The following is a 17,109-nucleotide window of genomic DNA, read 5'->3' as shown; positions in this document are numbered from 1 at the left end:
CCCCCCCCCCCCCCCGCGGCTCAGCGTCCGGCCCTCACATAGCTCGCGAGAAAGGTGCGCGTGCTGCCGTCGGGGAATTGCACGGCCACCTGTTCGCCGCTCGCGAGCGCGACCTCGCCTGCGCCGTAACGCGGCACGCGTACTGCATCGCCCGGCGCCCAGACGCGCGGTTTGGGCGGCTCCATTTTCTTGCGCGGCGCCTTCGTGTCCGCTGACGTTGCGCCTGCAACGATCGCATCCGGTGCGACGTCGATTTGCGGCGGACGCACGCAGTTATCGCACACGCCGCAGCGCTCGACGGCGGGCGTATCGCCGTAATAGTCGAGGATTGCGCGCCAGCGGCACTGGCCGGTTTGCGCATAGTCGATCATTGCCTGCAGCGTTTCCCTGTCATGCGCGCTCATCTGCTCGAATTGCGCCGCGGCTTTCGCGATGGTGTCACGCGTGGATTCACGGGCCGATTCGCGCGTGGCTTCGTGCGCGTCATGCGTTCGCAGACGATAACGGCGCTGCCGGTCGCGGCCCGCCACGCGTGCGTCGACCAGCATGTTCAGCGCGACTTCGAGCTTGCCTGCGCCGACATCGGGCAACGCATCCTTCAGCGCCTTGAGCGTCATACCCTTCGGCTCTTCGCCGATACGCGCCGCCAGCGTGTCATACACGCGTTGCGCCAGTTCGACGCTCGGGTAGCGTCCCGCAAGAAAGAACTGCTGGATGCGCTTGTCGTTCAGATCGAATAGCAGCACGCAATCGGCGGGCTCTCCATCGCGGCCCGCGCGGCCTGTCTCCTGATAGTAGGCATCGAGGCTGCCAGGTATCTGGTAATGAATCACGAAGCGTATGTCCGCTTTGTCGATGCCCATGCCGAACGCGTTCGTCGCGATCATCAAGCGGGTCGCGCCCGACATGAACTGCTCCTGCGCTTCTTCGCGCGCGGCCGCCGACATTCGGCCGTGATAGCGCGACACCGATTCGCCGGCTTCCGTCAGCCAGCCGTGAATGCGGTCGACGTCGCGCACGGTGGCCGCATACACGATGCCGGCGCCGCCGAGCGATCCGATCAGCTTCGACAGTTGCTCGCGTTTCGCGGCCATCGCGCGCGCGGCGCCGTCCTTGCCGCCCGCCGTGCTCACCTGCACAACGCGATAACGCAGATTCTCGCGATACGTGCCCGTGCGAACCACAAGCGGGTCGCGCAGCGCGAGCGAATGCACGATGTCGTCGATCACGCGCTGCGTCGCCGTTGCGGTCAACGCGAGCACGGGCGGTTGCCCGAGCGCCTTCACCGCCGCGGCGATCTCCAGAAACGCGGGACGGAAATCGTGTCCCCAATGCGACACGCAATGCGCCTCGTCGACGACCACGAGGCCGACGCGATTTTCCGGGCGCGCGCGCAACGTCTCGATGAACGCCGGCTGCGCGAGACGCTCGGGCGTCACGAACACAATGCCGCTGTCGCCCGCTGCAATGCGTTGCAGCGCCTCGCGCTCGGCGCGGCTTTTCAACGTGCTGTTCACCAGCGTGCAGTCGATGCCGGCCGCGAGCAGCTTGTCCGCCTGGTCCTTCATCAACGCGATCAGCGGCGACACGACGAGCGTCGTGCCTTCAAGATGCAGCGCGGGTAACTGGTAGCACAACGATTTGCCCGCGCCGGTGGGCATCGTCGCAAGCGTGTCGCGATGTTGCAATACACTGCGGATGATGTCCTCCTGCCCCGCGCGCAAACGCGCGATGCCGAACATGTCGCGCATGGTCTTGCGCATGCTGCGAAGCCGTTGGTCGACTGTCATGGTTATGAAGAAGCGTCCTTGCAGGCGTTGCCGCCCGCGGTGAGGTGAAGGATGAATTGCCGCTCGTTTTCGGCGACCTGCGGTGCACGGTTGCAGTGCCTTTTAGCCGCCGAGCAATTAGCGTGCAGCACCCTTTCTCCTATGCGTTGCGGCGAGCGCGCCGCGGGTATCGCGTTTGCTCGATTCCCGATGTGCATCAACGAATGCGTGAACCCAACCGAAAGGAGAAAGCGATGAATCAGGAACCGTCCGATCCCGTCGAACGCGCGGACCAGCGGCGTGAAGAACTCGGCGATGGCGATGTGAAAGTGAATCCCGACGGCAAAGTCGAACAGCGTCCGCATGGAAGCATGGACGCCACGCTACTTGCGAAGGACAAGGATCATCCGTCGGAAGGGCCGTACACGCCCGAGCACGATCACGTCGATCCGGATCTCGAACCCGGCGGCGCGAAAGGGCATCCGACCAGTAAGGATGATTTGTCCGCGTGAATTAGCGCGAGTTGCGTTGGGTTGCGTTGGGTTGCGGGCGAAAGTACGCCCGCAATTAGCGCGGCGGTAGGCAACAAATAGAGTCAGGCGGCCAGCATCACGCCGCCGGACAGCCGGCCGGGCGAAGCGTACCGCCGCGCTGCCGGCACGCTTCCCGCACTCACTTACTCATGCGCCGTTCGTCGCGCTACCCGTGCGTCCAACATTCGCCTGCGTCGCTGACTGCCCGCTGCGCGTGTACGGCGCGAGCGCATCGGGCGCGCGCATGTCGCGTGGCGTTTCGAAGTCCGCGAGCGCGGCGCCGCGCATTTCCTCCGCCGACTTCCCAAAGCCCGTGCGATCGCTGTAGTCGACCGAAGGCAGACGCGGCGCGGCGGCCGCGCTTTTCGCCGCATACACATCGAGCGCGGTGACGCATGCGACGTTGACGGCCGCGACAGTCGCGCGTTGGCGGTCGCGCGCGCTCCACTTGTTCGACGACAGCGCCAGCGTGCCGAGATCGAGTGCATCGCCACCGACACGCGCCCACAAGAACGGCCGCGGATTGCGCGACGCAAGAATGCCGACGCCGCACGCAAGCTCGCGCAATCCATAGAAACGCACTGCCCCCGGTCCCGCATTCACACCGGCGGCGCGCGCCATCATGCGCGGCGCAACCAGTTCCGCGATGCCCAGCGCAATGCTGAACCACGCCAGACCGCGCGCGACGGAATCCGGCTGCGGCAGCTTTTCCTTCAGCGCGCGAACGCCCTCCTGCTTCGACTCGTTACGTGAATCCATTTGCATCACCTTCGTGTGTTGGGCCGCGATCGATCGACGCGGCTCAGGTAGTCAAAAAGTGCAGCACGCTTTGCATGGTCAATGGAAAACAACGGCATGAACATCAAGGCTTCAGCACGACCTTGATGCAGCCGTCTTCCTTGTCGCGAAACGTCTTGTACATGCGCGGGCCTTCATCGAGCGAGACCGTATGCGTGATCACGAACGACGGATCGATCTGCCCTTGCTGGATTCGCCGCAACAGGTCGTCGGTCCAGCGGTTGACGTGCGTTTGTCCCATGCGCCACGTGAGGCCCTTGTTCATCGACGCACCGAACGGAATCTTGTCGAGCAGCCCGCCGTACACGCCGGGCACCGACAACGTGCCGGCAGGACGGCAAACGTAGATCATTTCGCGCAGCACATGCGGTCGATCGGTTTCGAGCATCACGGCCTGCTTCGCGCGGTCGTACATGGAGTCGAGCGAGCGCGTGGCGTGCGATTCCATGCCCACGGCGTCGATACATTTTTCGGGGCCTTTGCCGCCCGTCAGTTCCTTCAATCGCTCGAGCACGCTCTCGGCCTTGAAGTCGATCGTGACCGCGCCGCCCGCGCGCGCCATCGAAAGACGCTCGGGCACGCAGTCGATTGCGATCACCTGTTTGGCGCCAAGCAGCACGGCGCTGCGGATCGCCATTTGCCCGACCGGACCCGCGCCCCAGATCGCAACCGTGTCGGTCGGTTCAATATCGCATTGCACTGCCGCTTGCCAGCCGGTCGGAAAGATGTCGCCGAGAAAAAGCACCTGCTCGTCGGTGAGGCCGTCCGGAATCTTGACGTGCGTTTTGTCCGCGAAGGGCACGCGCACGAACTCCGCCTGGCCGCCGGGATAGCCGCCCGTCAGATGCGTGTAGCCGAAGAGACCCGCTGTGGTGTGGCCGAACATCTTGTCGGCGATGTCCTTGTTGCGGTTCGTGCGCTCGCACACCGAGAAGTTGCCGCGCCGGCACTGATCGCATTCGCCGCAAATGATCGTGAACGGTACGACGATACGGTCGCCAACCTTCAGCGCCGTGTTTTCCTTGCCGACTTCGACGACCTCGCCCATGAATTCGTGGCCCATGATGTCGCCGGATTCCATGCCGGGCATGAAGCCGTCGTACAGATGCAGATCGGAGCCGCATATCGCGCAACTCGACACCTTGATGATCGCGTCGCGCGGATGTTCGATCTTCGGATCGGGCACGGTGTCGCACCGGATGTCTTTCTTGCCATGCCAGCTAAGCGCCTTCATAAAGTCCTCCACACTGTAGGGTTCATCGGCTCGCGGCTGCATTGCCCACATGGGCGCCTTGCGAACATTGCGACATTGCGCATGAAACGCGCCGCGCGCTGCGTCACGCGATAGTTGCTACATCGCGCGTGTACATTCGCGGCGCGGACATCGCAGCGCCGCACCGTGCGCTAGTGTTGAAACACGCTTCGCGCAGACCTGGTGAGCCATGCCATCACGCTCGTTCGCGCGAGCGTTCCGATCGCCTTGCGCGGTCCGAGCAGCGCCGCGGCGACACCGGCCGCGAGCAGGAGCGCCACGTACGGCGTGTCGGCGAGCGAGCTCATGACGTTGACGGCCGGCAAGCCGCCCTTGATTGGATGACGCGACGGTGTGCGCAGCGCGAGATTCGCGGACAGCAACTGCGCGCGCGACATGGCCATGCGCTCGAGAATGATCACGCGATGTTGCTGATGCCGAAGCGGATCGTGTTTCATTTCAGGGCATCCTTCAGGGCTTCGAGGTCGCTCGACATTTCGTCGCGCAGAACGTGCAACGGCTCGGCGGGCTTTTGCGTCTTCATCATCGCGAAGGTCGCAATGGAGATGAGCAGCCACGCCGCCGCGACGCCCCACGCGACTGCGACCACGTACGGCGTATTCCACGCCGAGACGATGATGGCCACGCATAGAAACGAGAGGGTGAACATGGCGGCGACTGCCAGCACGACCATCGCGATGACCTCGCGTACGAGCCGCGCTTTGGCCTCGTCGAGCTCCAGCGCCAGAAGCTCGGCGTAGTCGACTGCCCGACTGGAACAGAAGCGCGCCACGTTGCGCCACTGGCTGACTCTGCTATGTATCGACATCGTGTATCTCCCGCCGCAATGCCGTCACGCGCGCTCGCCGCCGGATGTGCCGGGCGGCGAGCGCTTCATCGCAACGATGCAATCGACTCTGTGCCAACCGTGTCTTACGACCGTTTCTAACGGTAATCCCTGTCGTCGCGGTAATCGCGTGCGGTCGACGAGCGCAGCGCGCCGAGTATGAAGCCCGCCGCCACCGCAATCGCGAGTGCGGTGAACGGCCGCTCGGTGGTCGTCTCGCGCACGACGTCGGTGAGATCGGCCCATACCTGTTGAGCCTTGCCGCTCAACTCGCGCGCGGTGCCGGCCATTTGCGTGCCGGTGTCGCCGAGCATGTCGCCCGCCGTCTGCTCGAGCTTGCCGCCGATTTCCTTTACCGTGCCTTCCACTTTTCCTGTTTCCATGTCTGCTCTCCGTGGTTTGTGCGCACAAGCGCGCACTGCGCTGCCGCGCTGCCGGAGCTCCGGCATGCGTTGCCGTCACGCCGCAAGAAGCAGGCCGCGTGAACGGATCTTCGACACTCGACGGATAGCGGCGCGCTCGCGCGGCGAATCGCATCGGCGCGCGACGGAGAACAATGGAGAAGAGAGCGAGGAATGAAGAAGTAAAAAGCGGAGAAGCAGAAGCGGACAAGCAAAAGCTGAGAAGCAGAAGCGGACAAGCAAAAGCGGCGCAGTCAGCGCGAGCATGACGGACGCATTGAACGCGCGCCGTCACGCGAACGCGCTGGCGCATCGTGGAGAAATCGTGGACAAAAGCCTCACGAACTCGCTGCTACATTAATGTATGCACTCGCGCAACCAGGGCAGTTCACGAGGCGCGACTATGCATGCGAGCCGCGCGGGTTGAAACCGCGCGTGAATAAACCGCTAACGACAGGGTTAACCCGGCGGCAACGCGCCGTTGAGTATGCGCTGCAAGGTGTCAATCTTGCGAAGATGCACGCCCCATAGCTGGCCGGCGTCCTTGATACGGCGCAGCCGATCGTGCCAGTAGCTGAGTGGAAATGCCGAGTTCTCGCGCGCACTCGCATGCGAGCGCAGCAGCACATGTTCGATATGGGCGAGATCGCGTTCGATCATCGCCTGTCGCATGGAGCCGAGCGCTCCGTTGGAGAAGGTCTGTCGCATGGAAGTAGCAGGCGGCGGTAAAAGCACCCAACTAGCAAAGCGCGTGCCGCGGGACCGCGATTAACCGGTCCAATCCCGCCGAAATCCATGCGGGGCGCGCTATTCCTCTTTAGCAAGCAGGCGCCGCGACATCGCTTTCTCGCGTCAACGAGTCGTAGAAAAACGCCTTCGTCCATGCCCTTTTTACAATCGACGCCTGCGCGAAAGAACACCGCGCGCGCCGCAATACGCCCCGTCGCAAGCCGCCTTCTGATTCAAGCTTCCCCGCCGCGAGCCGATAACAAAAAGGTGACGATCCATTTTTGAGGAGCGTTCTCCAGATCAATCCGGCTGTCATGGCTCCCATTACGCGCGCTTCCTATTCCGCTTGCTATTCCCTCACGCACCGCCTGGTCGTTTATTCGGTCGCCGGGCTGGCGACGCTTTGTTCGCCGGCCGCTTTCGCCGACAACGAGCCGGCCGCGAGCGGAACGTCGGTCTCGGACACGGCCGAGCTGGCCGCGATGCCACTGGAGGCGCTGATGCAGGTCACGGTCAACACCGCATCGCGTTTCGATCAGTCCGTCACCGACGCGCCGGCTGCGGTCGTCGTGCTCACCGCCGAGGACATCCGTGAGTTCGGCTGGCGCACGCTCGCCGATGCGCTCGCGTCGCTGCCAGGTCTCTATGTGACGAACGATCGCTCGTATCAATACCTCGGTGCGCGCGGCTTCCAGCGCCCCGGCGATTACAACAGCCGGTTCCTGCTGCTGATCGACGGCATTCGCACGAACGACGGCGTGTACGGTCAGGCGCCGATCGGCTCGGACTTTCCGCTCGACATGGATCTCGTCAAGCGCATCGAGTACGTGCCGGGTCCAGGTTCGTCCATGTACGGCGCGAACGCGCTGTTCGGCGTCATCAACGTCATCACGAAGAGCGGCAGCGATCTGGCCGGCGCGGAAGCCGCGGTCGCGGCGGGCAGCTTCGGCGAAAAGAAGGCGCGTGCGTCATACGGCTGGCATGGCGCGCATGGGGCCGACATTCTGCTGTCGGCAACCGCATATGGACGAAACGGAGAGGACTTGTATTACCCGGAATTCGACACGCCGGATCAGAACCACGGCGTTGCGCACCGGCTCGACTACGACCGCGCGCAGGACTTTCTCGCGCGCGCCGCTTATGGCGATTTCCGGTTCAGCTTCATCTACGGAAATCGCACCAAGGGTATTCCCGATGCGCCATACGGCGCCGTGTTCAACGCGCCGTTCAGCGTGTCGGACACGCATAGCTATGCGGATCTCACGTATCAGCATGCGTTGTCCGATGGCGTGATGCTGGCATCGCAGCTTTACTGGGGCCGCTACGATTACCGGATGCCGGCGATCGACGGTCCCGCGCCGTACGTGGTGAACATCGATGGAAGCCACGCGCTGTGGTACGGCGCCGACGTGCACGCGACCATCTCGTCGCTTGCGAAACATCGCATCGTGGTCGGCGCCGACTTCGCGAGAGACGCGCGCCTTAACCAGTACAACTACAACGTCGACCCGTACTCGCAAATGCTCGACGACCATCACAGCGGCAATCGCGCCGGCGTCTATGTCGAAGACGAAATCACGCTGCCCTGGAACTTCACGCTGAACGCGGGCTTGCGTTACGACCAGCAGACGTCCGCGGGCGGCAACCTGAGCCCGCGTATCGGACTCATCTACAAGCTGACTCCACGCGATACGTTCAAGCTGCTCTACGGTCAGGCCTATCGCGCGCCGAACGCGTATGAAATGTACTACGCGATAAGCGGCCCGGATGGCCAGTTGGGAAACCGGTCATTGAAGGCGGAGCACATCGCGACCACCGAACTCGTCTATGAAAGAGCGCTGTTCACGACGGCGCGCGCAACGCTTTCGCTGTTCCAGTACGACGCGCGCGATCTGATCAGCCAGACGCTCGATGAATCGTCCGGGCTCTTCATTTTTCGCAACGTAAGCCGCGCGAGCGCGCGCGGCGCCGAACTCGCCTATGAACAGCGCGTCGCGGGCGCGCGCGTGCGCGCGAGCTATTCCTACCAGATAGCTCACGACTCGAACACCGGCGCTTCGCTGCAAAACTCGCCGAGGCATCTCGGCAAGCTCAATCTCGCCGTGCCGTTCTTCGCCAATGCGTTGATGACCGGACTCGAAGTGCAATGCACGTCGTCCCGTCTCGCCGCGGCCGGCGACGCCGGCGGCTTCTGCCTTGCGAACCTGACGCTCAGTTCGCGCCGCCTGGTTCGCGGGGCCGATCTGTCGTTCTCCATTTATAACCTCACCGATAAACGATACGCCGACCCAGTGGGCCCCGGCTTTACACAGGAGACAGTTGCGCAGCAAGGCCGGACTTTCCTCTTCAAGGCCGTCTACGGGTTCTGACATGGATCGCGTTCGCATCCAGATCATTGCGGCGTCCCTGATATTCGCGTCGCCGGTCATCGTGCAGACCTCCGTCGACGCGCAAGTGGACTTGCCGGCGCTCGAGGCCGCCTACATCTTCAACTTCGCGCAGTTTACGGACTGGCCCGCGGGCCGTCCTGTCGACAACGTACTGTCGATCTGCGTGGACCCGGAGAGCCCGCTCGGCCAGGCGCTCGCGCGACTCGACGGCAAGCACGGCGGCAAACAGGCGTGGCGGGTTCGTCCGTTGCCGCGCGGGGAGAAGGTTGGCGATTGCCAGCTCGCGGTACTGACGGCGAGCACGGCATTGAGCGCGGCAGTCAAGGCGCTGCTCGCTTCGGACGCACCCGTGGTGATCGTCAGCGAAGCGGACACGGCCGACCAGGGATGGGTGATCCGCCTCGTGCGCGAAGGCGATCACCTGAAGTTCGACATCAACGTTACCGAGGCTTCACGCCGGCGCATCACGCTCAGTTCGAAACTCATGCGGCTTGCAAGGACAGTGCTATGAAAAGTTTCCCGGTCTTGCGCCGGTTTGCATGGCCTCGCGAACACGTCAACCTCGTCGGCGTGATGATTGCGCTGCTGATTTCCAGCGTCGTGCTGCTGGTCTATCAGGCGCTTTCGCTGCGCACGTCGTTGACCAACGACGTCAGCATGCAGGCGTCAGTGCTCGCGGAAAATTTGACGGCATCCGCGATGTTCGGCGACCGCGACGCCACCGCCGAAGTGCTCGGCTCGCTGCGCAAGGTGCCGCATGTCGAAAGCGCGACCGTCTATACGCCCGACGGCGAACTGTTCGTGCGCTATACGCGCCCCGGCCTGAGCCGCAGCGAATCGGAAGAAGGCACGCTCGCCAATGTCGGCAGTTCGCCGCGTCTTTCGCTCGAAGATATTTTCGTCGCGGCGCCGATTATTCATAACGGTCAACTGCTCGGCAGCATCGTGATCGTCGCGACCACCGAAGCGATAAAAATGCAGCTTGCGCAATACGGCTGCTTTCTCGTCGGCGCTTCGCTGTGTTCGGTGTGGATCGCCTCGCTCGTGATGCGGCGCATGCGCGAGCGCGTATCGCGCGCGGAGAAGGACCTCGAATATCTTGCGTCGACGGACCCGCTCACGGACCTGCCCAACCGCCGCGCGTTCTACGACGAACTGAAAGCGCGCTTGCATAAAGCGCACGCGGCCGACAAACGCGTCGCGCTGATGATGGTCGATCTCGACAACTTCAAGATCGTCAACGACACGCTGGGTCATGGCGCCGGCGACGAACTGCTCAAGCAGGTCGCCGACGCGTTGCGCAATGTCGTGCGGCCTAACGATCTCGTGAGCCGCATTGGCGGCGACGAATTCGCCGTGGTCATCGGACCGGACGCGAGCCGCGTTCGCGCACGGGCGACCGCGGGCCGCATCGCGCGCAACCTGTCGCGTCCGTTCATTCTGCACGGCAGCGACTCGGTGGTGACGGCAAGCGTGGGCTTCAGCGTCTATCCGGAAGACACCGGCGAAATGGCGGAACTGGTGAGCAATGCCGACATCGCGCTTTATTCGGCGAAAAGCAGGGGCAAGAGCATTGCCGTCGAGTTTCAGAGCGAGATGACAGCGGAGGCGCAGCGGCGCGCGCGTATCGAGGCGGAACTGCGCAAGGCCGTCGATCAGGACGGCTTGCAGATCGTCTATCAGCCGCAGTTCGACTGCCTGTCGGGACGGCTGCTCGGTGCCGAAGCGCTGGTGCGTTGGACCCATCCTTCGGAAGGCCCTATTTCGCCGGCTGAATTCGTGCCGATCGCGGAGAACAGCGATCTGATCGTCTCGCTCGGCCGCTGGGTGTTGTGGCGCGCATGCCGCGACGCGGCGAACTGGAATGCCGGCCGCAATGCGGGCGTGCATGTGGCCGTGAACATTTCGGCGCGCCAATTGCGGGCCGAGGGCTTCACCAACGAAGTGTGCAACGCGCTCGAAAAAAGCGGCCTGCCCGCTTCGCTGCTCGAACTTGAACTCACCGAAAGTCAATTGATGTCCAATATGTCGGTGGGCATTCAGGCGATGCAGGAACTGCGCGCGGCCGGTGTGCGCCTCTCCCTCGACGATTTCGGCACCGGTTACTCGTCGCTGTCGTATCTGCAATCTTTTCCGGTGCATAGCATCAAGATCGACCGCAGCTTCATCTGCCCATTGCCGAATGGCGGTCAGCCTATCGTCACCGCAATCATCTCGATGGCGCATAGTTTCGGGCTGCTGGTCGTCGCGGAAGGCGTCGAATATCCGGCGCAACTCGAATGGCTGTGCGATGCGCATTGCGATGTCGTTCAAGGCTTTTTGACCGGTCGCCCGATGTCGCTCGAACAACTGCTCGCCATCATTCGCATGGAAGAAGACAGAGGGGAACATAAGCGCGTCGGCCGCCGCTCGCCGCTGCGGCCGCGAGCGCAACGGGCGCCTACCGCCTGAAGGTCCGCTTCAAAGCCCGCTTGACCCTCGCGATATATGAAGGTAACCTGCACAGGTAACCTTCATATATGGTTCCGGCACGCATGGCCAAAAACGATCCGCCGCTCGACACCGACTCGCTTCACGTATTGGCCGAAGACCTGCGCGTGCTGACCGGCAAGCTGCGCCGCCGTCTGCGCGAAGAAGCACACCTCGGCGACTTTACGCCTTCGCAAATACAGGTACTCGGCTTGCTCGAACGCGAGGGCCCGGCAACGGTTACCGAACTCGCGCGCGCGCACGGCATGCGCCCGCAATCCATGGGCGAGACGCTTTCGGTTCTGAAAGCCGCGGGCCTCGTGAGCGGCGCGCCAGATCCGAACGACGGCCGGCAAACCGTGCTCACTCTCACGCCGGCCTTTCGCAAGAAGATCAAGGCAAGCCGCGCCGCGCGTGAAGACTGGCTCTTTCGCACGATCCAGACGCGCTTTTCAGCGGCCGAGCAAAAGCAGCTTGCCACCGGCGTCGAATTGCTCAAACGCCTGATCGACTCGTAATCCGTCAACCTCACCGCAAGAGGAATACGTATGGCACTGACTACACTCGATGCAAAAACCGCGCTCGTCGTGATCGATTTGCAGCAAGGCATCGTGGCGATGCCCACGGCTCATCCCGCCGCGCAAGTCGTCACGCACGCGGCCGCTTTAGCCGAAGCATTTCGCCGCCACGGCCTGCCGGTCGTGCTCGTCAACGTGGCGGGCGGCGCACCTGGGCGCGCGGAGCAGTCGCGCCCCACCGGCAACTTTCCGCCGGGATTCACCGACCTCATGCCCGAACTGAACCCGCAAGCGTCGGATCATCTCGTCACGAAACAGACGTGGGGCGCGTTTACGAATACAGACCTCGAAGCGTATCTGCGCGAGCAAGGCGTGACACAGATCGTGTTGGCGGGCATCTCCACGAGCATCGGCATTGAATCCACCGCGCGGTTCGCACACGAGCTCGGCTTCAACATCGCCTTTGCCGTCGACGCGATGACCGACCTGCATCTCGACGCCCACACGAATAGCCTGACGCGAATCTTTCCGCGGCTCGGCGAAACCGGCACGACGCAGCAGGTACTCGCCATGCTGGAACAAACGCGCGCATGAGCATGAGCTTGATCATGCGCCGCAAGCCCAACCTCAGTCACGCGCCTGTGCGCAAGGAGCCGCAGTGAGCAGCACATTCCGTTCGCTGCGCAACTTCAATTACCGGATGTGGGCGAGCGGCGCGATCGTGTCGAACGTCGGCACATGGATGCAGCGCACGGCGCAGGACTGGCTCGTGCTCACGGAACTCACGCAGCACAATGCGACGTCCGTGGGTATCGTGATGTCGCTGCAGTTCGGACCGCAAATGCTGCTGTTGCCGCTCACCGGCTACGCGGCGGATCACTTCGACCGCCGCAAGCTGCTGTTCTTCACGCAGGCAGCGATGGGCAGTCTCGCGCTCGGCCTCGGCCTGCTGACCATCACGGGCCTCGTGCAACTGTGGCAGGTCTACGTTTTCGCGGGACTGCTCGGCTGCGTGACCGCGTTCGATTCGCCCGCGCGCCAAACCTTCGTGTCCGATCTCGTCGGCGAAAGCGATCTGTCGAATGCGGTCGCGCTCAATTCGACCTCGTTCAATGCGGCGCGAATGATCGGGCCGGCAGTGGCCGGCTTGCTGATTGCATCGGTCGGAACGGGTTGGGTGTTTCTGATCAACTCGCTCTCTTTCATTGCCGTGCTCGGCGCATTGCGCATGCTGCGCGTACGCGAGCTGCATGCGAAGCCGCTCGCGGTTCGCTCGCGCGGCAGCTTCGTGGAAGGCTTTAAATATGTGTGGAAGCGCCCCGATCTGAAGGCCGCGCTTTTAATGCAGTTCCTGATCGGCACGTTCGGACTCAACTTCCCGATCTTCATTTCGACGATGTCGGTCAGCGCATTTCATGCGGGCGCCGGCGAATACGGCGTGCTCAGTTCGACGATGGCGGTGGGCTCCGTCACCGGCGCGCTGCTGGCCGCGCGCCGCGCGCAACCGCGCATGGCGTTGCTGCTGGGCGCGGCGGCGATCTTCGGCGTGGGCTGCACGGTCGCTTCGTTGATGCCGAACTATGTGCTATTCGGCATTGCGCTCGCGTTCATCGGCGTGTCGACGCAAACCTTCAATACGTCCACCAACAGCCTCGTGCAACTCTCCACGGAACCTGCGATGCGCGGCCGCGTGATCGCGATTCTGCTCGCTATCGCGCTGGGCGGCACGCCGCTTGGCGCGCCCGTCGTCGGCTGGGTCGCGGATCGTTTCGGCCCGCGCTGGGCGCTCGGCGTCGGCGCGGCGTCGGGCTTCGCGGCCGCGCTGGTGGGCCTCATGTATCTCGTCCGATACCGCAGTCTGCGCGTGTTTTTCGACGCGGGGCGCCTTCGCTACAGCATCGACGAGCCGCGCCAGGCGCCGCCTTATGTGAGTCCCGCCATCGCCGTGCAAAATGCGGTGCTTGATGAGGCGGAAGAAGAGTCGTCGTCGGGTGTGTGAAGTGTGAAGTGTGAAATGTGAAAAGGCCATGAAAAAAGCCGCGGCTCGAGTTTGAGCCGCGGCTTTTTTATTAGGCTTGTTGCGCTTGTTTCGCTTGTCGCGCTTCGTGCTTCTACCGCGAACTACTTCGCAACAGGCATCGTGAATTCCGCGCCCTTCGCGATGCTGTCGGGCCAACGCTGCATGATGCTCTTGTAGCGCGTATAGAAGCGCACGCCCTCTTCGCCGTACGCATGGTGATCGCCGAACAGCGACCGCTTCCAGCCGCCAAACGAATGCCATGCCATCGGCACCGGAATGGGCACGTTGATGCCGACCATGCCGACCTGAATCTGCCGGCCGAACGCGCGCGCGACGCCGCCGTCGGACGTGAAGAGCGACACGCCGTTGCCGAATTCATGTGCGTTGATCAGTTCGACCGCACTCGCGAAATCGGGCACACGTACTACCGCCAGCACCGGGCCGAAGATCTCTTCCTTATAGATCTTCATTTGCGTGCCGACGTTGTCGAACAACGTTCCGCCGATGAAGAAGCCCTCTTCTTTCGCGACCGCATGCGTGCGGCCATCGACGATCAGCGTAGCGCCCTCTTCCACGCCGGATGCGATATAGCCCGCCACTTTCGCCTTGTGCTCGGCGGTCACGAGCGGGCCCATTTCGGCGTCGAGGTTCTCACCGTTCTTGATGACGAGCGACTTCACGCGCGGCACGAGCTTTTCGATCAGCCTGTCGGCGACATTGCCCACGGCCACCGCCACTGAAATCGCCATGCAGCGTTCGCCGGCCGAGCCATAGGCCGCGCCGATGAGCGCATCGACGGCCTGATCGAGATCTGCGTCGGGCATCACGACGAGGTGATTCTTCGCGCCGCCGAGAGCCTGCACGCGCTTGCCGCGCTTCGATGCTTCGCCGTGGATGTATTCCGCAATCGGTGTCGAGCCCACAAAAGACAGCGCCGCCACGTCGGGGTGCTCGATCAATGCGTCGACGGCGACCTTGTCGCCGTTCACCACATTGAATACGCCATCGGGCAAGCCGGCTTCCTTCAACAACTCGGCAATGCGCAACGACGCCGACGGATCGCGCTCGGACGGCTTCAGCACGAATGTGTTGCCGCAAGCGAGCGCGACCGGGAACATCCACATCGGCACCATCACAGGAAAATTGAACGGCGTGATGCCGGCCACGACGCCGAGCGGCTGACGCAAATTCCAGTTGTCGATGCCGCCGCCGATCTGATCCGTGAAATCGGTCTTCAACAGGTTCGGAATGCCGCACGCGAATTCGACGACTTCGATGCCGCGCACCACTTCGCCTTGCGCGTCCGTGAACACCTTGCCGTGCTCGCGCGTGATGAGCATCGCGAGTTCGTCGTGATGTCTGTTGAGCAGTTCCTTGAACCTGAACAGAATGCGTGCGCGCTTGAGCGGCGCGGTTTCGCTCCATGCCGCAAACGCCGCCTTGGCCGATTTAACCGCGGCATCCACTTCCTCGACCGATGCAAGCGCGACCGAGCCCGTCACCTTGCCGGTCGCGGGATTGAATACGTCCTTGAAACGGCCGCTGCCGGGCGCAACCAGCGCGCCGCCGATGTAGTGACCGATCTGCTGCACTGACAGCCGGTCTTGCTCGTTTACTGCGTTCATGTCGTACCTCACGTTCGGGAAGGGGCCGCGGTGTGTGAACCGGGCAAGCAGGCGGATTCGAGACCCGCCAACTGTATCGACGTGAAGCGGGTAATTCCCTATACAGCAAAACAGAACCGCGCCTCACTGTATTGTTTTTTGCGCCGCAACTGTATTGGATAGACGGGACTATGCAGGGGATGTGCGGACGTGTGACGCGTTGCAGCATCCCGCTACATACGCGCTGCATCGCCGTGTAAGTCCTGGCTTGCATAGTTCGTGAGCCGGACGCCAAATCACAAAACCGCACGACAGGTCACGCATTTCGGTGAGGAGGCGCGACATGGCAACGAACGCATCGGCGAGTGGCCGCAAGCATCGCGGGCAGGCTGGCAAGGCAACGGCCAGCGGCTGGATCGGCTCGGCACTCGAGTACTACGATTTCTTCATCTACGCGCAGGCAGCGGCGCTCATCTTCCCGCAGTTGTTCTTTCCATCCGGTAATCCAAAGATCGCGATCGTCGCGTCGCTCGCGACGTATGGCGTCGGTTACGTCGCGCGGCCAATCGGCGCATTCGTACTCGGCCATTGGGGCGACACGCACGGCCGCAAGAACGTGCTGCTGCTCTGCATGTTCCTGATGGGCTTTTCGACGATGGCAGTCGGCCTGCTGCCTACTTATCACCATGTCGGGCTGCTCGCGCCGACGCTGCTCGTCGTGCTTCGTTTGATTCAAGGCTTCGCGGTGGCCGGAGAAATCTCGGGCGCGAGTTCGATGATTCTCGAACATGCGCCATTCGGACGACGCGGCTATTACGCGAGCTTCACGCTGCAAGGCGTGCAGGCCGGACAGATTCTTGCGGCCGCCGTGTTCCTGCCGCTCGCCTATTACATGGAAGAAAGCTCGTTCAATTCGTGGGGCTGGCGCATTCCGTTTCTGCTTAGCGCGCTCGTGCTGGTGGCCGGCTACATCATCCGTCGCGAGGTCGAAGAAACACCCGCTTTCGCGAAAGAAGACGCGAGCGGCGGCGTGCCGAAGTCGCCGATTGCGGAAGCGTTCCGCTATAACTGGCAGGACATGCTGCGCGTGGTCGGCTGCTCGCTGATGAATGTGATTCCCGTCGTCGCGACGATTTTTGGCGCGGCGTATGCGGTGCAGGCCGCGTACGGCATTGGCTTTTCGAAGAGCGTGTACCTGTGGATACCCGTGATCGGCAATATTGTCGCCGTGCTCGTGATTCCATTTGTGGGCAATCTGTCGGACCGGATCGGCCGGCGTCTGCCGATCATCGTCGGCGCGCTCGGCGCGGGGCTGCTCTCGTTCGGCTACCTGTACGCGATCAGCATTCATAACGTCGCGCTCGCGATGGTGATGTCGATCCTCATGTGGGGCGTGGTCTACCAGGGCTATAACGCGACTTTCCCGAGCTTCTATCCCGAGCTTTTTCCGACGCGCTCGCGCGTCTCCGCGATGGCGATCGGACAGAACATCGGCACCACGATTACCGCATTGCTGCCCGCGTTGTTCGCTTATGTCGCGCCGCCGGGATCGCACAACGTTCCGGTCACGATCGGCGCGATCACCTTCGGCATAACGATCATCGCGGCAGTGACCGCGTGGAGCGCGCGCGAGAACTACCGCGTCAGATTGAGCGATCTCGGCCAACCCGGCGCAGTGCCGCTGGACAAGACGAGCTATGACCAGTTGAGAGCCGAAACATTGGCTGAGTCGAAAAAGGCCGTTGCTTCATAGCACTCGGCAGCATCGCGTATTGCGGC

The 17,109-nt window shown here is 62.9% G+C and carries 16 protein-coding genes; 8 read left to right on the top strand and 8 right to left on the bottom strand.

Translation table 11 applies throughout. The features are described from left to right. Positions 1–20 precede the first annotated feature (20 nt). Positions 21–1,790: a RecQ family ATP-dependent DNA helicase gene (locus tag P0D87_RS24775; protein ID WP_053859478.1), complete on the bottom strand. Its 1,770-nt coding sequence runs from the start codon at positions 1,788–1,790 to the stop codon at positions 21–23. A 233-nt stretch (positions 1,791–2,023) separates the two neighbouring features. On the opposite strand from P0D87_RS24775, the gene P0D87_RS24770 reads away from it, so the two are divergent. Further along, entirely contained in the window at positions 2,024–2,281 is a 258-nt protein-coding gene (locus tag P0D87_RS24770; protein WP_029966284.1) for a hypothetical protein, read from the top strand. A 168-nt stretch (positions 2,282–2,449) separates the two neighbouring features. On the opposite strand, the gene P0D87_RS24765 is transcribed toward P0D87_RS24770, so the two are convergent. From P0D87_RS24765 to P0D87_RS24740, 6 genes are all read right to left on the bottom strand, one after another. Continuing rightward, on the bottom strand, positions 2,450–3,061 hold the full coding sequence (locus P0D87_RS24765; protein ID WP_053859479.1) for a hypothetical protein: 612 nt from the start codon (positions 3,059–3,061) through the stop codon (positions 2,450–2,452). Positions 3,062–3,164: 103 nt separating this feature from the next. Then, complete coding sequence (locus P0D87_RS24760) at positions 3,165–4,334, bottom strand: zinc-dependent alcohol dehydrogenase (protein ID WP_006049334.1); 1,170 nt, start codon at positions 4,332–4,334, stop codon at positions 3,165–3,167. A gap of 170 nt (positions 4,335–4,504) precedes the next feature. Further along, positions 4,505–4,810 carry a hypothetical protein gene (locus P0D87_RS24755; RefSeq protein WP_006049333.1) on the bottom strand — a complete coding sequence of 102 codons (306 nt, stop codon included), beginning with the start codon at positions 4,808–4,810 and terminating at the stop codon, positions 4,505–4,507. Then, positions 4,807–5,181, bottom strand: a complete 375-nt coding sequence (locus P0D87_RS24750; RefSeq protein ID WP_006049332.1) for a phage holin family protein — start codon at positions 5,179–5,181, stop codon at positions 4,807–4,809. Before P0D87_RS24750 ends, P0D87_RS24755 begins: the two co-directional genes overlap by 4 nt. Before the next feature lie 116 nt (positions 5,182–5,297). After that, complete coding sequence (locus tag P0D87_RS24745; protein WP_006049331.1) at positions 5,298–5,582, bottom strand: CsbD family protein; 285 nt, start codon at positions 5,580–5,582, stop codon at positions 5,298–5,300. A 477-nt stretch (positions 5,583–6,059) separates the two neighbouring features. Then, entirely contained in the window at positions 6,060–6,272 is a 213-nt protein-coding gene (locus P0D87_RS24740; protein ID WP_006049330.1) for a hypothetical protein, read from the bottom strand. Between the two features lie 371 nt (positions 6,273–6,643). Here P0D87_RS24740 and P0D87_RS24735 point away from each other — a divergent pair, with 371 nt between their 5' ends. From P0D87_RS24735 to P0D87_RS24710, 6 genes are all read left to right on the top strand, one after another. Beyond that, entirely contained in the window at positions 6,644–8,698 is a 2,055-nt protein-coding gene (locus P0D87_RS24735) for a TonB-dependent receptor plug domain-containing protein (protein WP_053859480.1), read from the top strand. 1 nt (position 8,699) lies between these two features. Next, positions 8,700–9,230, top strand: a complete 531-nt coding sequence (locus P0D87_RS24730) for a YfiR family protein (RefSeq protein WP_006049328.1) — start codon at positions 8,700–8,702, stop codon at positions 9,228–9,230. Further along, positions 9,227–11,170: a putative bifunctional diguanylate cyclase/phosphodiesterase gene (locus P0D87_RS24725; protein ID WP_053859481.1), complete on the top strand. Its 1,944-nt coding sequence runs from the start codon at positions 9,227–9,229 to the stop codon at positions 11,168–11,170. The genes P0D87_RS24730 and P0D87_RS24725 overlap by 4 nt, the downstream gene beginning before the upstream one ends. 83 nt (positions 11,171–11,253) lie before the next feature. Beyond that, a complete protein-coding gene (locus P0D87_RS24720) occupies positions 11,254–11,706 on the top strand; it encodes a MarR family winged helix-turn-helix transcriptional regulator (protein ID WP_006049326.1) in 453 nt (150 codons plus the stop codon). Between the two features lie 30 nt (positions 11,707–11,736). Beyond that, positions 11,737–12,300, top strand: a complete 564-nt coding sequence (locus P0D87_RS24715; RefSeq protein ID WP_053859482.1) for an isochorismatase family protein — start codon at positions 11,737–11,739, stop codon at positions 12,298–12,300. Positions 12,301–12,364: 64 nt separating this feature from the next. After that, positions 12,365–13,705: an MFS transporter gene (locus P0D87_RS24710; RefSeq protein WP_006049324.1), complete on the top strand. Its 1,341-nt coding sequence runs from the start codon at positions 12,365–12,367 to the stop codon at positions 13,703–13,705. 122 nt (positions 13,706–13,827) lie between these two features. Here the strand turns inward: P0D87_RS24710 and P0D87_RS24705 are convergent, their stop codons facing one another. Further along, positions 13,828–15,351, bottom strand: a complete 1,524-nt coding sequence (locus P0D87_RS24705; protein ID WP_053859483.1) for a CoA-acylating methylmalonate-semialdehyde dehydrogenase — start codon at positions 15,349–15,351, stop codon at positions 13,828–13,830. A gap of 322 nt (positions 15,352–15,673) precedes the next feature. Here P0D87_RS24705 and P0D87_RS24700 point away from each other — a divergent pair, with 322 nt between their 5' ends. Continuing rightward, positions 15,674–17,083 carry an MFS transporter gene (locus P0D87_RS24700; protein WP_006049322.1) on the top strand — a complete coding sequence of 470 codons (1,410 nt, stop codon included), beginning with the start codon at positions 15,674–15,676 and terminating at the stop codon, positions 17,081–17,083. The last annotated feature ends 26 nt before the right edge of the window (positions 17,084–17,109 follow it).

Source organism: Paraburkholderia sp. RL17-368-BIF-A (assembly GCF_046054045.1).
GTDB lineage: Bacteria > Pseudomonadota > Gammaproteobacteria > Burkholderiales > Burkholderiaceae > Paraburkholderia > Paraburkholderia graminis.
Note: the sequence above shows the minus strand (reverse complement) of the source record. Positions and strands in the feature narration are given on the sequence as shown.

Excerpts from the sequence above, each read along its gene's own strand:
- P0D87_RS24755 (WP_006049333.1), bottom strand. The coding sequence starts at position 4,810 with ATGAAACACGATCCGCTTCGGCATCAGCAACATCGCGTGATCATTCTC.
- P0D87_RS24745 (WP_006049331.1), bottom strand. The coding sequence starts at position 5,582 with ATGGAAACAGGAAAAGTGGAAGGCACGGTAAAGGAAATCGGCGGCAAG.
- P0D87_RS24775 (WP_053859478.1), bottom strand. The coding sequence starts at position 1,790 with ATGACAGTCGACCAACGGCTTCGCAGCATGCGCAAGACCATGCGCGAC.
- P0D87_RS24760 (WP_006049334.1), bottom strand. The coding sequence starts at position 4,334 with ATGAAGGCGCTTAGCTGGCATGGCAAGAAAGACATCCGGTGCGACACC.
- P0D87_RS24720 (WP_006049326.1), top strand. The coding sequence starts at position 11,254 with ATGGCCAAAAACGATCCGCCGCTCGACACCGACTCGCTTCACGTATTG.
- P0D87_RS24700 (WP_006049322.1), top strand. The coding sequence starts at position 15,674 with ATGGCAACGAACGCATCGGCGAGTGGCCGCAAGCATCGCGGGCAGGCT.
- P0D87_RS24750 (WP_006049332.1), bottom strand. The coding sequence starts at position 5,181 with ATGTCGATACATAGCAGAGTCAGCCAGTGGCGCAACGTGGCGCGCTTC.
- P0D87_RS24740 (WP_006049330.1), bottom strand. The coding sequence starts at position 6,272 with ATGCGACAGGCGATGATCGAACGCGATCTCGCCCATATCGAACATGTG.
- P0D87_RS24770 (WP_029966284.1), top strand. The coding sequence starts at position 2,024 with ATGAATCAGGAACCGTCCGATCCCGTCGAACGCGCGGACCAGCGGCGT.
- P0D87_RS24735 (WP_053859480.1), top strand. The coding sequence starts at position 6,644 with ATGGCTCCCATTACGCGCGCTTCCTATTCCGCTTGCTATTCCCTCACG.
- P0D87_RS24765 (WP_053859479.1), bottom strand. The coding sequence starts at position 3,061 with ATGGATTCACGTAACGAGTCGAAGCAGGAGGGCGTTCGCGCGCTGAAG.
- P0D87_RS24730 (WP_006049328.1), top strand. The coding sequence starts at position 8,700 with ATGGATCGCGTTCGCATCCAGATCATTGCGGCGTCCCTGATATTCGCG.
- P0D87_RS24705 (WP_053859483.1), bottom strand. The coding sequence starts at position 15,351 with ATGAACGCAGTAAACGAGCAAGACCGGCTGTCAGTGCAGCAGATCGGT.
- P0D87_RS24715 (WP_053859482.1), top strand. The coding sequence starts at position 11,737 with ATGGCACTGACTACACTCGATGCAAAAACCGCGCTCGTCGTGATCGAT.
- P0D87_RS24725 (WP_053859481.1), top strand. The coding sequence starts at position 9,227 with ATGAAAAGTTTCCCGGTCTTGCGCCGGTTTGCATGGCCTCGCGAACAC.